The sequence below is a fragment of the Nitrospirota bacterium genome (assembly GCA_026387665.1).
Classification (GTDB): domain Bacteria; phylum Nitrospirota; class Nitrospiria; order Nitrospirales; family Nitrospiraceae; genus Palsa-1315.
On the sequence record JAPLLG010000003.1, the window covers coordinates 149521 to 163199 of the forward strand.

The 13679-nt window shown below is 58.9% G+C and carries 14 protein-coding genes and 1 pseudogene; 10 read left to right on the plus strand and 5 right to left on the minus strand.

Going from position 1 to position 13679, the window contains the following annotated elements:
* Positions 1–29 precede the first annotated feature (29 nt).
* Positions 30–686 carry a thiamine phosphate synthase gene (thiE, locus tag NT179_01370; GenBank protein MCX5720666.1) on the plus strand — a complete coding sequence of 219 codons (657 nt, stop codon included), beginning with the start codon at positions 30–32 and terminating at the stop codon, positions 684–686.
* On the opposite strand, the gene bioD is transcribed toward thiE, so the two are convergent.
* From bioD to NT179_01385, 3 genes are all read right to left on the minus strand, one after another.
* Positions 637–1374 carry a dethiobiotin synthase gene (gene bioD / locus NT179_01375; GenBank protein MCX5720667.1) on the minus strand — a complete coding sequence of 246 codons (738 nt, stop codon included), beginning with the start codon at positions 1372–1374 and terminating at the stop codon, positions 637–639. The genes thiE and bioD overlap by 50 nt on opposite strands.
* A gap of 108 nt (positions 1375–1482) precedes the next feature.
* The gene (locus NT179_01380) at positions 1483–2208 is read right to left on the minus strand and encodes an SDR family NAD(P)-dependent oxidoreductase (protein ID MCX5720668.1); all 726 of its coding nucleotides are present in this window, start codon (positions 2206–2208) and stop codon (positions 1483–1485) included.
* Positions 2209–3231: 1023 nt separating this feature from the next.
* Positions 3232–6195: a proline dehydrogenase family protein gene (locus tag NT179_01385; protein ID MCX5720669.1), complete on the minus strand. Its 2964-nt coding sequence runs from the start codon at positions 6193–6195 to the stop codon at positions 3232–3234.
* A 157-nt stretch (positions 6196–6352) separates the two neighbouring features.
* Between NT179_01385 and NT179_01390 the strand changes: the two genes are divergently transcribed.
* The 8 genes and pseudogenes from NT179_01390 to NT179_01425 all read left to right on the plus strand — a co-directional run bounded on the left by NT179_01390 (position 6353) and on the right by NT179_01425 (position 11374).
* Complete coding sequence (locus tag NT179_01390) at positions 6353–7213, plus strand: acyl-CoA desaturase (protein MCX5720670.1); 861 nt, start codon at positions 6353–6355, stop codon at positions 7211–7213.
* Between the two features lie 178 nt (positions 7214–7391).
* A complete protein-coding gene (locus tag NT179_01395) occupies positions 7392–8267 on the plus strand; it encodes an Mrp/NBP35 family ATP-binding protein (GenBank protein MCX5720671.1) in 876 nt (291 codons plus the stop codon).
* Between the two features lie 25 nt (positions 8268–8292).
* Positions 8293–8598: a Rieske 2Fe-2S domain-containing protein gene (locus NT179_01400; GenBank protein MCX5720672.1), complete on the plus strand. Its 306-nt coding sequence runs from the start codon at positions 8293–8295 to the stop codon at positions 8596–8598.
* A 31-nt stretch (positions 8599–8629) separates the two neighbouring features.
* Positions 8630–8995 carry a hypothetical protein gene (locus tag NT179_01405; protein ID MCX5720673.1) on the plus strand — a complete coding sequence of 122 codons (366 nt, stop codon included), beginning with the start codon at positions 8630–8632 and terminating at the stop codon, positions 8993–8995.
* Between the two features lie 206 nt (positions 8996–9201).
* Positions 9202–9564, plus strand: a complete 363-nt coding sequence (locus NT179_01410) for a hypothetical protein (GenBank protein ID MCX5720674.1) — start codon at positions 9202–9204, stop codon at positions 9562–9564.
* A gap of 9 nt (positions 9565–9573) precedes the next feature.
* A complete protein-coding gene (gene lipA / locus NT179_01415) occupies positions 9574–10500 on the plus strand; it encodes a lipoyl synthase (protein MCX5720675.1) in 927 nt (308 codons plus the stop codon).
* Positions 10501–10690: 190 nt separating this feature from the next.
* Positions 10691–11028: pseudogene (locus NT179_01420) on the plus strand (type II toxin-antitoxin system RelE/ParE family toxin).
* A gap of 4 nt (positions 11029–11032) precedes the next feature.
* Positions 11033–11374 (plus strand): helix-turn-helix transcriptional regulator, encoded by a 342-nt coding sequence (locus NT179_01425; GenBank protein ID MCX5720676.1) that lies wholly within the window; start codon positions 11033–11035, stop codon positions 11372–11374.
* Between the two features lie 242 nt (positions 11375–11616).
* Here NT179_01425 and NT179_01430 read toward each other — a convergent pair whose 3' ends face one another.
* Positions 11617–11931, minus strand: a complete 315-nt coding sequence (locus tag NT179_01430; protein MCX5720677.1) for a DNA-binding transcriptional regulator — start codon at positions 11929–11931, stop codon at positions 11617–11619.
* Entirely contained in the window at positions 11918–12298 is a 381-nt protein-coding gene (locus tag NT179_01435) for a type II toxin-antitoxin system RelE/ParE family toxin (GenBank protein MCX5720678.1), read from the minus strand. Before NT179_01435 ends, NT179_01430 begins: the two co-directional genes overlap by 14 nt.
* Positions 12299–13082: 784 nt before the next feature.
* On the opposite strand from NT179_01435, the gene NT179_01440 reads away from it, so the two are divergent.
* Entirely contained in the window at positions 13083–13619 is a 537-nt protein-coding gene (locus NT179_01440) for a hypothetical protein (protein ID MCX5720679.1), read from the plus strand.
* The last annotated feature ends 60 nt before the right edge of the window (positions 13620–13679 follow it).

A 13679-nucleotide genomic window follows, 5' to 3' on the forward strand; every position in this document is an offset into this window, starting at 1 on the left:
GAGTCTTCCTTCCGGTTACAATCCTCAGTATGGCCTCAAGAACCAGCTCCAGCCTGAATCGCCTCTACATCATTCTAGATCCCTCTATTTGTCCTGAGCGTGCCTTGATCGACGTGCTGACAGCCTCAGCTGAGGCCGGCGCCACGCTCTTTCAATATCGCAACAAGACTGCCTCGATGAAGGAGGCCTATCAAGAAGCCTTGGCGCTTCGACAAGCAGCGGCGAAGGCCGGCGTGCTCTTCATCGTGAACGATCGCTGCGACTTGGCCCTGGCTGTGGATGCGGATGGTGTGCATTTGGGGCAGGGAGACTTGCCGCTCGATCTGGCCCGCAAGGTCATGGGGCCGGACAAGTTGATCGGCATCTCCACCCACAATCCCGATCAGGTGCGGGCAGCCAGCGCCGGAAAACCGGACTACCTTGGCTTTGGACCGATCTTTACACCAGGCTCAAAACTTGATCACGACCCGGTCGTGGGGCTGGAGGGATTACGGGCGATACGCACACTAACGTCGCTACCGGTCTTTGCGATCGGTGGCATTCAAATCGGACAGGTCGGGGACGTCATGGAAGCGGGAGCCGATGGCGTCGCGGTCATATCGGCCATCGTGAAAGCCGCGGATATTCGAGAAGCGGTCAGGGCCTTTCTTTCCCGTATGCCGACACCAGCTTCGCCAGCGTCATAACCTCGACCACCCAGGCCAGTTGCATCATGCCGTCATGCCAATTCTTCGTCACGGCGGCACTGTAGGGGAGGGGCCCCACCACGGGAACCTTCGCCAAGCGTCGCAACAGAGTCACCGTCGATTGCTCCTGCGCGCGAGCGATCGCCGTACGGACCGGCCGCAATCGATTCAAGACCAACGCAACAACAGGAATCTTCCGCTGACGGAGCGCGGCAAGCGTCAAAAGCGCATGATTGACTCCGCCCAGGCCTGACTGTCCCACCACAATAACGGGGAGCCCCATACGCTCCATGAGGTCCAGCCCATCGACGGTTTCCGTGATCGGCACATGCACCCCGCCGGCTCCTTCCACGACCAGCAGATCGTGCTTCCGACGTAGAGCACGGAAGGCTTGCAGGATGGTCGCCACCCGTATCGTCTGTCCTTCTTCCCGCGCGGCAGAGAGAGGCGCCATCGGCAATCGAAAGACATAGGGACAGACTTCGGCCATCGGATCATCACTTCCCGCCGCTCGTCGCAACCGTACTCCATCAGACTGGGCCTTGGTCGATCCTGCAACCCCAGTCTCAACCGGCTTCATCACGCCAACGTCGATCCCTCGTTGCCTCAGATGCGCCACCAATGCAGCAGCCACGAGCGTTTTCCCGACGCCCGTATCGGTCGCAGTGATAAAGACCCCGTGTTTCATAAAAAAGAGCCTATGGCGAATAGCATATGGCACATAGTTTCTGAATAGAGATCCTTCATATCCTTCCCAATCCATCCTCCGCCATAAGCTATTAGCTATACGCTCTTCTCAGAAATTCCGGCTATCGCAATTCCAAACCTGCCCCGACACGTCCTTGAGTTGCGCCAGATACAAGACAGTCTTGGCCACTTCTTCTCGCGACGGAGGCCGGCCCAGCGCATGATCGTGCCATTGATCGTCTTCCGGCATGGTCCCTTCCGATAATCCAGTTTTCTGCCAGCCAGGCAGGAGCAGATTCACACGGACATTGCCCACGCCCCATTCCTGAGCCGCCGTCTGCACTAGCCCGATGAGACCGGCTTTTGACGCAGCATAGGCGGCCTGTCCCGTCGAGCCATGAAAGCCGGCATGCGATCCAATCACGACGATCGACCCGCCTCCGTTGGCAAGGAGGGGAGGAGCCATGGCGCGAAGGCAATAAAAGGTTCCTGTCAGGTTCGTGGCCAAGATCTCGGCCCAGGCTGTTTCATCTTGTCGAAGAAGGAGCTGGCTCCCTCCGATGCCCGCATTGCAGATGAACACAGAGGGCACAGGCACATGGCGGCAGGAGACGTCCACCATCTGTTGCACCGCATGGGACTGGCGAATGTCGGCGGCATAGAGCGATCCGGCTCCACCGGCTGCCACCACTTGGCTGAGGGTCTCTTCAGCCGATGTTTTATGGCGATGGTAATGGACCCCCACAGACCAGCCTGCTTCCGCAAAGGCCAGACTGATCGCACGACCGATCCCTCCGGACGCGCCGGTCACCAGCACCGCCTGTCTTTGGTTCATCTGGTTCATCTGGTTTCTCTGGTTGATCTGGTTCATCTAGTTGGTTCGGTTCATCTGGTTAGTTTCGTTCAACCAAAAAACCAGACAAACCAGAGAGACACAGTCGGTGGATTATGGGTCGGTTCTGGAGTGAAGGCAAGCCTGCAGGCACAACAGGGACGAACGCCGATCTTCTTGCCGCTTTCAGGATTCCTATGGTACGGTCCACCATTGCTCAACCGGTGGAGAACCTCGCACATGCCGCTGTATACACTTGTATCTCGAACGACCCTCATCGTGAGCACCATCCTGCTCGCCGCATGCGCCGTCTGGTCAGGGCCTCTCGCAGCAGAAGAGACCGGCATCATTGCCCAGTCCTCCGACTATTTCCCCGATCAGATCGGCAACGAATGGCACTACCGGGGCCAGATCACAGAGGGCCCGCTCCAAACGATCGAACATAAGTTCTTTTCCAACGTCTCCACCGTCACCGGCACGAAAACCCTCAAGGGCATGACCGTCACCGTATTCCACGATACCAATCCCGGCAACCATGGCCCCTCTGACAGTTTCTACCGCCGCGACAGCGTCGGCATCATCTATCATGGCTCTGAGCCTGGCACGCCCTTGGAACGACAGCTCGTGCCCTATCAGATCGTGCGGTTCCCCATGAAGGTCTCGACCTCGTTCGTGCAATTCAACCGCAAGGGGTTGGACTTCGGCACCGACATGGATCGCGACGGCGAAAATGAAAAGGTCGATGTGCAGGGCGACTCCGCGGTAGTGGGGCAGGAGTCGGTGACCGTACCGGCCGGCACCTTTCCCGAGGCCGTGAAGGTCGAGGCGCGCATGTTTATGCAGATTCACCTCTCCGGCACGGACAGGATTGCCCGTGGCACCGATGTCATGACCGCCTGGTTCGTGAAGGGCGTGGGGTTGGTCAAGTATGTCGAACGGCAGGAACTCACGCCGCCGGAAGACCGGGGCCTGGTCACGGATATCACCGAAGAGCTGGAGGCCTACGAGATCAAGCCGCCGAAGGCCTCACTCGGGCGGGGCGAATCCCCGGCGGAGGGTCTGCTCGCTGATAACGTGGGCCGCCACGAATTGCATCAGGTACTCGTCGCCTCCCGCCTTCGCTCCGACTCCGGACAGCCGATGGCCACCAAAGGGCTGACGGCCGACTAACGCGCCGGTGATCGGACGGTTCAGATACAGATTCCCCACATCGAACCGCTGCCTCGCCAGTTCCAGATTCACCGGGCTGCGTGAATAGACTCCGCCGGTCAGCGCATAGGCAGTCGAATTGGCCAGGGTCAGCGCCTCCTCAAACGACGCGGCCTTCATCACCGACAGAATCGGCCCGAAGATTTCCTCCTGGGCAATCCGGTCGGTCGGGGCCACATCTGCAAAGACGGTCGGCCCGACATACCACCCAGGCCCCGTCGCGGTTCCTGCCACCAACAGACGGGCTTCCTTCTTTCCAATCTCGATGTACTCCTGAATCTTCGACTGCGCTCGCTGGTCAATCACCGGCCCAACCTGCGTGCCTGGCTCGTCCGGATTGCCGACCTTCAGACTCAAGACCGCCTCTTTAAGACGTTCCAGAAACGGCTCGTAGATCGCTGCATGGACGATCGCCCTGGAGCAGGCGGAACATTTCTGTCCCGCATAACCGGTGAACGATGCAATCACTCCAGCGATCGCGTCATCGAGATCCGCCGTCTCATCCACGATGATCGCATTCTTTCCTCCCATTTCCGCCAGCACCCGCTTGACCAGCCGATGACCCGGCATCAGAGTGCCAGCGTCTTGCAGGATACCGAGCCCCACGTCCTTCGAACCGGTAAAGGCAATGGTCGCAATCTCTGGATGGCGCACCAAGGCGCGCCCGATATCTGGCCCGCCAGGCAGACAACAAAGAACTCCATCCGGCAGACCGGCCTCTCGCAAGATCTCCGTGAGCCAGTGGCCCATCATGGGCGAACGTTCGGATGGTTTAAAGAGCACTGTATTCCCTGTGACAAGAGCCGCTGCCACCATGCCAGTGGGAATGGCCAGAGGAAAGTTCCAGGGGGCGATGACGGCTGTCACGCCGCGAGGTCGATAGACAGACTGGTTCAGTTCGCCTGGTACATGGCCTAATCGTCTTGGGGGAGAAAGCCTGAGCCAATCTTCCGCATAAAATTCCAGAAAGTCGATCGCTTCTGCAAGGTCCGCATCCGCCTCCCGCCAGGGCTTCCCACATTCCAGAATTTCCCAAGCTGCCAACTCATCCCGTCTCCTCCTCATGATCGCAGCGGCCGCCCGCAGGATCTCCACCCGCCGTGCAGAGGGAGTCTCACGCCAGGATTCCCAGGCCTCGCCAGCCAAGCGCACCGCCTGTTCGACATCATCTGAGCTTGCGCTGACCAACCTGCCCACAACTTCATCCGGACATGCCGGGTTGCAGGACTCGATCACAGGACCGGTCAGACTCAGTCCTCCCAACGACGACGGCCATTGCTTACCCAGTTGCGACCGCACCGTCGCCACAGCCTGCTGCATCGCCACTCGATTGTGCGCCTGCGCAAAATCACGCTGCGGTTCATTCCTGAATTCCCTCCCTCCGGCTGGCTGAGAGAGGGGAGACAGTGCGCGACTCAGTCCCTCGCGAACAGGGGGAGCCAACAGCTGGGCTAACGGCTGCGACTCCACAGATTCCTTCCTGAGGAACGATTCATTCGAGGTGTTTTCCAGCAACCGCCTCACGAGATAAGCCATGCCAGGCAACAGATCTCCCACCGGGGTATAGAGCCGCAGCCGGCGCCCCTGCTTGGTCACTGCCTGTTGAAAGGGCTCAGCCATGCCGAAGATCATTTGATATTCCCAAGTCTCAGGAGGGAGCCCCAGCGATTCAGCCACGGCTTCGATGTAGGCCAGCGTCCTGAGATTGTGCGTCCCGAAGGCCGGGCGAATCAGGGAGGACTGAGACAGTACGAGACGCGTGAGCGACTCGTAGTTGGCATCGGTCTCTGTCTTCTGTTCAAAAAGGGGAACAGGCCAGCCCCGTTGCCGATACCGAATCGTGTCCGAATCCCAGTAGGCGCCTTTCACCAATCGAATCGTGATGGGCACCCCACGCTGCCGGACCCAAGCCAGAAGCCCCTCGATATCTTGTGCCGTCTCCCGATGGTAGGCCTGCAAAGCAAGTCCCGCATAGGGATAGGTCTTGTAGGGAGGCTCAGAGAAGAGCCTGGTGAAGATCTCAACCAGCAACGTTTTCGTCTCGGCCTGCTCCATATCGAAAATCAACGAAGCAGGGAGGCTCATGGCCAAATCGAGGAGGGGGCGAAGCCTCGTCGCCACAGCACGGTAGCTCCCTTCCGGATCAATCGGGTCGAGATGAGGAGCGAGGGCGGAGATTTTGAGCGAGAGCTGAGCTCGTGGTATCGGACCGAGATGGTCCCGCTCCAGTAAAGGAACCGATGGCCACGAAGCTGCCTCTCGTGCCAGGAACGTCAGAGCGGCCACACAACGATCACGGTACCGATCCGCCTCACGATCACTGATGGTGGCCTCGCCCAATAAATCCACCGACCAGGCTCGCCGCTGCTGCCAAAGGTCAGCCAGCCGAGGCATTGCCTCCTCGACGGTCGCTCCGGCAATGAAGGTACGGGCCATCTGCTCGACCTGGCTTCTGATCGCCTTGCCGCTGAGCCGAGCGCCCAAGCTGGTCGCTGCGAGAGCCTTGAGGCCCCATTGCGCGCCGAACAGTTGTACGTTCCCATCGCCCAGATACTCGCGAGCCAGCGCGACAACGTGCTCGTCCTCCGTGATCGAAGGCAGGACATCGATAAATCGGAACAGCTGTGTCTTGAAAACAGGGTCCTGCATGGCCAGATTCAGGGCCTGGTGCGACCACCAATGGCGCGTGAAAATCGTGGGAGTTTGATCGGCGGAGAGACGAGCGAGCTGTTCGCCGATACGGCGAACAACCGGCTCAAGGGGAGAAGAACAGGACGACATCGGCACCCCATGTCCATGAGATGAAGGGACGTGGTCAGTATACACTGAGCCCGTTCGGTTGAAACATTCGCGTTTCTTCGGTATGCTGATACACGTGTTTTGTCTTCCCCATCGGATAATCCGATGACGCAAGAGATCCGCTCCCCAAGGAGAAGTCATGCTCAATACAACTACTGAAGCCCCCCCGACTGAAGATGTGTTCGTGCCCTTAAATTTTGCGCTGTTTTGCGCCATCGTCGCAGCCACCGTAGTCGGCATCCCGCTCTATGGCTATTACTACGGATTCAGCCGCTTCGACTGGATCCTGTCCTTTGTCATGTACATCGTCACGGGCATGGGTATCACCGTCGGCTACCACCGGTTGGTCTCCCATCAGAGCTTTGAATGCCCTGATTGGGTCAAGCGCTGCATCCTCATCGCCGGAGGCTGGGCCCTGCAGAATTCCGCTCTCAAGTGGGGCGGCGACCATATCCGCCATCACGCCAAGACCGATCAAGAAGAAGATCCCTACAATGCCAGCAAAGGATTCTGGCACAGCCACTGCGGCTGGCTCTTTTACAACACCCCCCATCGCACGGAGAAGTACGAGATCCGTCTGCGCCGCGACCCGATCGTGATGTGGCAACATCGCTACTATTGGCCGATCGTGGTCACGGGGTTGGTGCTGCCCTTTGCGCTGGGTGTCTGGCACGGTGGCTGGCATGGCGGCATCGCAGCCTTCCTCCTAGGCGGGCTCTTCCGGATGTTCATGGTGCTGAACTCCACCTTCACGATCAATTCGCTCTGCCACATGATCGGCACCCAGCCGCATGGCACCCAGGACAGCAGCCGCGATAGCTGGCTCGTCTCCTTCGTCAGCTTCGGCGAGGGCTATCATAACTTCCACCACACCTACGCGCGCGACTTCCGCAACGGACCGAAGTGGTACAACTTCGATCCCTCCAAGTGGATCATCTATACCCTCTGGCTGCTCGGGTTGGCCCATAATCTGCGGCGTAACGACCCCACCGTCGGGTAAAATAGGTTCACGAAGCAGTCCTACGCTGACTCGTTCATCCCCCGCTATCCATACCCCTATTGCGCTATCCACGATAGCGCAATAGGCCTATTTTCTTTCGCCCTCTCCTTCGCTTATGATGGAATCGCTGGCCCGAGAGCCAGTCCATTCGATGGCGCAAGTAGAGGAGACAGACTCCATGGCAGACGAACAACCAGCCGGACCCCAAACCGGTCACGGTAAAGACAATCTCATCCCCGGCGTCAAATATGTGATCGCCGTCAGCAGCGGAAAGGGCGGAGTCGGTAAATCCACCGTCTCCGTCAATCTGGCCGTGGCCCTCGCGTTAACCGGCGCCAAGGTCGGACTGCTCGACGCGGATATCTACGGCCCCAACATTCCCATGATGATGGGAGTGACGAAGCCACCGGAACAAAAAGACGGCAAAATCGTGCCAGCCGAAAGTCACGGCGTCAAACTCATCTCCATGGGTTTTTTCGTCCCGGAAGACACGGCGATCGTCTGGCGCGGCCCGATGGTCCACACCGCTATTCAGCAACTCTTTCGCGACGTGCTCTGGGGCGAGCTGGATTACCTCCTCATCGACCTGCCTCCCGGCACAGGCGACGCGCAGCTCACCCTCACCCAGTTGGTCCCGCTCACCGGCGCGGTCACCGTCACGACCCCTCAAGAAGTGGCCCTACACGATGTCCGCAAAGGCATGATGATGTTCCAGAAGGTCAACGTGCCGCTCCTCGGCATCGTGGAGAACATGAGTTACTTCCTCTGCGGCCATTGCGGCGAGAGGACGGAGATCTTCTCGCATGGGGGAGGGGAGCGAGCCGCCGCGACCCTCGGCATTCCGTTTCTCGGCCGCATCCCGATCGATCCGGCCATTCGCGATGGCGGCGACTCGGGCAATCCGATCGTCGTGGCAGACCCGGCCTCTCCGCAATCGGCAGCCTTCCGGGAGATCGCGCAGAAAATTGTCGCGGAAGTCACTGGCGCGGCAGCGGGCGTGCCGCCAATCGAAAGCCTCCTGAGCAAACTCAAAAAACCCTTTACGAAAACATAACGACAGCGGAAAGGACGGGCAGGCGATGGGAGAGTTCGTACGGGTGACAGGCGCAGCCGAGGTCCAGCCGGGCCATGGAATCGTCGCAGAAGTGAACGGCAAGACCCTCGCGGTCTTCAATGTCAACGGCACCTTTCACGCTATCGACAACACCTGCATCCATCGGGGCGGTCCGCTCGGCGAGGGGGATGTCGAAGGCTCCGTCGTGACCTGTCCCTGGCACGGCTGGAAATTCGATGTCACCACCGGCGTCTGCGTGGCCAACCCCATGGCGAAAGTCGAAGTCTACGAAGTGAAGGTTGACGGCGCTGACGTAAAAGTCCTCCTCTAATTCCGTTGCAATGAAAGGGGGCCCACTCATCATGGCTACCTCCAGCAAAGAACAGCTCGACGTCACAGCAGCCCTGGTGCGCCTCTATGTGTTTCTGGCTCAATACCTCGACCGCTGCTTCGACGAGGCCGCACGGAAGAGCTACCCGGACTCCGAGTTACAAGGCCATCTGACCGAGACCAGACGCCAGCTCATGGAGATCCTATCGGTCAATCCGGTCGTGAAGAACAAACTCTCCCAGGAATGCGACCGCATCCTGGCCTTGGGCGCCTCCTGCCTGAAAGGCGGCGCGACCGATGCCACTACGCGCGAAGCCATTCAAGCGGAGCGGGCCATCCTCAAGAATAAGACCATTGCCTTAAGCGATCTCGTCGCGGTCTTCCGCGCCATGGACTAACAGGATGCTGAAAAAGTCCGCCAGCGGCGTTCTCGCTTCACGAAGAGGCTCAACGTACCAACCCGTACGCCTCGCCTCTTCGCTCGCTGCGGCCTTGCTGGCCGGACTTTTTGAGCATCCTGTGGCTGTTCAGTCCACGGTGCCACTCGGAGCATGTTGGCCGTTTCTTTCACCTACACCGAGTTTTTCCGCAGCCTGCTAAACGTATGGATCAGCCCGACCTCGACAAACATCAACTGGCCGGACTCGATACCAGAGAACGGGGCTTCAGCCGGCCCGTCTCGTTCGTCCAAGCGGGGGAGGGCTATCGAGCCATCCTCCGGTATGAAACCATCCTGATCGAGACCGAGCCGCACGCCACACAGGACGAGGCCCTGCGCAGACTCGTCGACACCTTGCAGGCAGATGGCTATCGGCAGATTCGCACCCAGGTCAGCTTTCGCAGCGGCATCTATCTGGGATCGCAAGAACTGTGGGTCGAGTATCCAGACCCGGCAGCGGAACCAGAACCGCCAGGGTTCATGACAACAGTCTTGAGCTGGTTCCGCCCCGGCAGGACCAAGGAATAGTCCTCGACCATGAGCTTCATCCCACTCGACCAGCTCCGATCTTCTCCTAAGCATCCGTCTCCGGCCATCAGCCATACGCCATCAGCTATACGCTCTTCGCAACGTCTCCCTGCCTGGTTCAAAGTCGACGCAAAAACAGGCCCGGACTATCTCGATATCAAACAAACGATGGACCGGCTCCAGCTCCATACCATCTGCGAGGAAGCGCGCTGCCCGAACCGATGGGAATGTTGGAACGCCCGCACCGCCACATTCCTGATCCTGGGCGACATCTGCACCAGACGCTGCCACTATTGCTCGGTCGAAACAGGCAGGCCTCAAGCGATCGATCATGGAGAGCCGAAACGAGTCGCAGAAGCGGTCCAGGCCCTGGGTCTGAGACATGCCGTGATCACATCGGTGAACCGGGATGAACTGGAGGACGGCGGCGCCGCCACCTTTGCCGACACGATCCGGCGAACCAGACAACTCAGCCCTGACTGCACGATTGAAGTGTTGATTCCAGACTTCGAAGGCAATGAAGCAGCCCTCGCGACGGTCTGTGCTCAGAAGCCGGAAATCCTCAATCACAACATCGAAACCGTTAAACGATTGTTTCCCTCCCTCAGGCCCCAGGGGAAGTATCAACGATCCCTTGAAGTCCTGGCCCTGGCCAAGCAGCTCGGGATGACGACCAAGTCAGGTCTGATTCTGGGAATGGGCGAAACGATGGATGAGGCCCGCGACGTCATGCGCGACCTCCGCGCCGTCGGCTGCGACATCATGACCATCGGCCAATATCTCCAGCCGACGAGGGAACACCTGCCGGTGGCCCGCTACTACGATCCCGGCGAGTTTGCGGTCTTGAAAGAGGAGGGGATGGCCCTCGGCTTCACCCACGTCGAATCAGGCCCGCTCGTCCGCAGCTCCTACCACGCAGAGCAGCAAATCCCCTGAGACCTGGTTCGTCTGGTCTGTCTGGTTCGCCCGGTGGGGTTTCCGGTTCGGCCAACTATCATCCCGTGTTCCCCGCCTGCCAGTCATCCGCATGCGTCTCACTGCACGCTACACGTGAGGGACTTGACGATATGTCGGATATGACATATGCTTGCGTAGGTCGGAGGATTGTCTCGTGACGGTGGATAGGATGGATAAACCACTCGTCTGGCTTCGTGGCGAGGTCAAGACACCGCCGTTCTCTCAGGCTGCGCGCCTCGAAGCGGGATATGCGCTCAGATTATTGCAGCAGGGCGAATCGCTTGGACTGCCTCACTCACGGCCCATGCCGGTCATTGGGCACGATGCCATGAGTTGAGAATCAACGATGAATCCTGCACGTTTCGCATCATATACCGGGCGGATACTGATGCGGTTGTCATTCTCGATGTATTAAAGAAGAAGACGGAACAGACACCTCAATCGGTCATTAAGACCTGCAAGCGGCGGCTCCGAGATTATGAACGACTCATGGCACCGGAGGAGTAACATGATGAAGAAAACGAAACGCGCAAAGCTGGAAGCGGCCGGCTGGGTTGTCGGGTCTGTGAAGGAGTTTCTCGGCTTGTCGGAAGCGGATGCGGCCCTCATCGAAATGAAGCTGGCGCTCAGCCGGAGTCTCCGGGACCGACGGAATAAAGAGGGCCTGTCGCAAGTTCAGCTGGCTGAGCGACTCCAATCCAGCCAATCCCGAGTAGCGAAAATGGAGGCCGGCGATCCGTCAGTGTCAATGGACCTCTTGGTCAGCTCCCTTTTGCTCTTGGGGGCCAGTTCCACCGACCTTGCCAACGCCATTAAGGGCGGAGAGAAGAAAACAGGCCCTCGCGCCGCCTAGGGGAATCATCCCGGGCCTTGTCTTTCTGGTCTTTCTGGTCTATCTCGTCTATCTGGTCTTTCCGGTCTATCTCGTCTCTCTGGTTCGCCCGGTGGGGCTTCCAGTCCGATCAACCAGATAGTGACCCTCTCCCTCCCTCGTTTCACCTTTCACCTTTTACGTCCCACGTCCCGTCCAGCCATTCTCGCCCTTCTCGCCCCTCTCGCGTTCCCAACCAGATAGACCAGAGAAACCGTCAGGTGTCAGGCGACGGCTTTCAGGCCGCGCTCCTGTACCAGGTGGAGCAACTTGAGGGCGGTGCCCGTAGGCCGTTTCTGGCCGATCTCCCATTTCTGCACCGTCGACAGGCTCGTGTTCAGCAGCGCGGCAAAGACCGCCTGGCTGACCCGCGAGGCTTCACGGATCTGCTTGATTTGCGCTGGCGCCAGCGGAGCGATGGGGGGTAGGCAGAGGTGGTCGAATTCTCGTAGCGTGACCTGATCCATCACACCGGCCTTGTGCAATCCCTTGGCCGTGCCGTGAACGGCGTCAAGAATGGCTGATTTAGTTTTTCGCATCGCAATCTACCTCCATCAATTCCCCGGCGTCTTGTGCCTGGCCGAGTGCCGATACCGTCAATGCCAGTAGGTGAGCGGACAGTTTCTTCAACGCCTCTTCTTCATCCTTGTCGATGTTGCTGCGCTCGTTCTTTGGGAAACCGTACACGAACACCCAGCGGGTTCCTTTGTTGGTGGCGACCAACGTACGAAAGCCGCCCCGCTTTCCCTGTCCAGATCGCGCAATCCGTTTCTTCAGCAGCCCGCCACCGAGATCTGCATCATACAGCCCTGCCGCCATCTCGCGCACGGCGGCACAGAGACTGGCCGTGGTCAGTCCTTCTTTGCGCGCCCAGCGATCGAACCATCGTGTTTTATATACCGCCATACGATAGCCCCACGATTCACTGTATAGCACTAAGTGCTATGAATGGCAAGCCAGGTCTACGGCTCGCAGCAGGAGGCAAGGAGATGGGATGGGATGGGATGGGGGATGATAATCTTCTGTGCTCGCGCACGGGCTTGCCTGTCTGGTCTATCTAGTTCTTCTGGTGAGGTTTTCGGTCCGGCCACCAGACAGACCAAATGAATCAGACAAACCAGAAAGACCCCCTTCACCCCGTTTCACCTTTCACGTTTCACGTCCCAAAGGGGAGGGGCAGGGATGCCTTCGAGCTTCGCTTCCAGACCTTCCGTCGCGATCCGCTCGGGCGTCGCTGGGCGGAAGCCTTCTGGAATTCCCGCAGCCAGGGTCTGGCGACCCTGCGCCTTAGTCAGTTCCAGCTTTCCTTCCCAGCTCAACCCGGCGAATTTTTCGCTCCTCCGGTCACGTCCGCGAGCCCTAAAGGCATCCCTACGGAGAGGCGTGATTTATTACGAGGAAAGGGGTATTCTGCGGCGGTTATTCGACGCGAACATATGAGCTGAATCCATCATGTTGCCTGATCCTCATTTTCCAACCTCGCCGTATGTGCCGCTCATTCCAGAGCAACGATGGCTTCCAGCTGACGAAGCCCTTCGAAGCATAGCCTACGAAAAGCTGCTTCCGACGCTTAGGGCAAAGGTGCGGCAAGAAATCTTCCCATGGCGAGCCGAACAACCTGTCCTGAAAAGCATCAGCCGAACGATGTTGCCGTGCTGGCTGTCAGTTTTACCGGATACAAACGCTGACCATGATGACCTTTCGCAATCATCGCCTTCGTGACTTCGCTGTGCCGATGGGCACGAATTGGCTGCTCAACGACCTTGCCGAAGCCAAGGGCAAGCAGGTTACGCTGCTAGCGCTCTATCAGCACGGCTATGAAGTAGGCCGGTACATCAGCCTGGAGCGGCTCATCGAAGAAGGGAAGGATGACTACTACCACGTTCTCCAGCAAAGTTCCCAACGCTGGCACGAGGGCAAGCATGAGTTCCTGCCTTGGCTCAATTATTTTCTCGCAATCGCCCGCCGCGCCTATGGCGAATTCGAACGGCGCGCCGGTGAGGTCAAAGCCCCGCGTGGGGCAAAGGCCGGGTTGGTACTGGCGGCGATCCGCCAGCAATCCGGCGAGTTCCGTCTCACCGACATCGAGCAGGCCTGTCCCGGTGTGGGCCGCGAATGGATTCGTTCCTTGCTCTCAGATTTGAAAGCGGCAGGCGACGCGACCTGTCAGGGTAAAGGTCCAGCGGCGCGGTGGCGTTATCTGGGGAGTAAGGGTAGTAACTCGTGAGAAAGGGTAGTAATGAGGGTAGTAACTCGATCAGGTCATCACCGAATAAACCGGGCCATG

Coding starts and splice junctions, on each gene's coding strand:
- thiE (MCX5720666.1), top strand. CDS start 30: ATGGCCTCAAGAACCAGCTCCAGCCTGAATCGCCTCTACATCATTCTA.
- NT179_01390 (MCX5720670.1), top strand. CDS start 6,353: ATGCTCAATACAACTACTGAAGCCCCCCCGACTGAAGATGTGTTCGTG.
- NT179_01405 (MCX5720673.1), top strand. CDS start 8,630: ATGGCTACCTCCAGCAAAGAACAGCTCGACGTCACAGCAGCCCTGGTG.
- NT179_01430 (MCX5720677.1), bottom strand. CDS start 11,931: ATGCGAAAAACTAAATCAGCCATTCTTGACGCCGTTCACGGCACGGCC.
- NT179_01385 (MCX5720669.1), bottom strand. CDS start 6,195: ATGTCGTCCTGTTCTTCTCCCCTTGAGCCGGTTGTTCGCCGTATCGGC.
- NT179_01425 (MCX5720676.1), top strand. CDS start 11,033: ATGAAGAAAACGAAACGCGCAAAGCTGGAAGCGGCCGGCTGGGTTGTC.
- NT179_01380 (MCX5720668.1), bottom strand. CDS start 2,208: ATGAACCAAAGACAGGCGGTGCTGGTGACCGGCGCGTCCGGAGGGATC.
- NT179_01400 (MCX5720672.1), top strand. CDS start 8,293: ATGGGAGAGTTCGTACGGGTGACAGGCGCAGCCGAGGTCCAGCCGGGC.
- NT179_01395 (MCX5720671.1), top strand. CDS start 7,392: ATGGCAGACGAACAACCAGCCGGACCCCAAACCGGTCACGGTAAAGAC.
- NT179_01410 (MCX5720674.1), top strand. CDS start 9,202: ATGGATCAGCCCGACCTCGACAAACATCAACTGGCCGGACTCGATACC.
- NT179_01440 (MCX5720679.1), top strand. CDS start 13,083: ATGATGACCTTTCGCAATCATCGCCTTCGTGACTTCGCTGTGCCGATG.
- bioD (MCX5720667.1), bottom strand. CDS start 1,374: ATGAAACACGGGGTCTTTATCACTGCGACCGATACGGGCGTCGGGAAA.
- NT179_01435 (MCX5720678.1), bottom strand. CDS start 12,298: ATGGCGGTATATAAAACACGATGGTTCGATCGCTGGGCGCGCAAAGAA.
- lipA (MCX5720675.1), top strand. CDS start 9,574: ATGAGCTTCATCCCACTCGACCAGCTCCGATCTTCTCCTAAGCATCCG.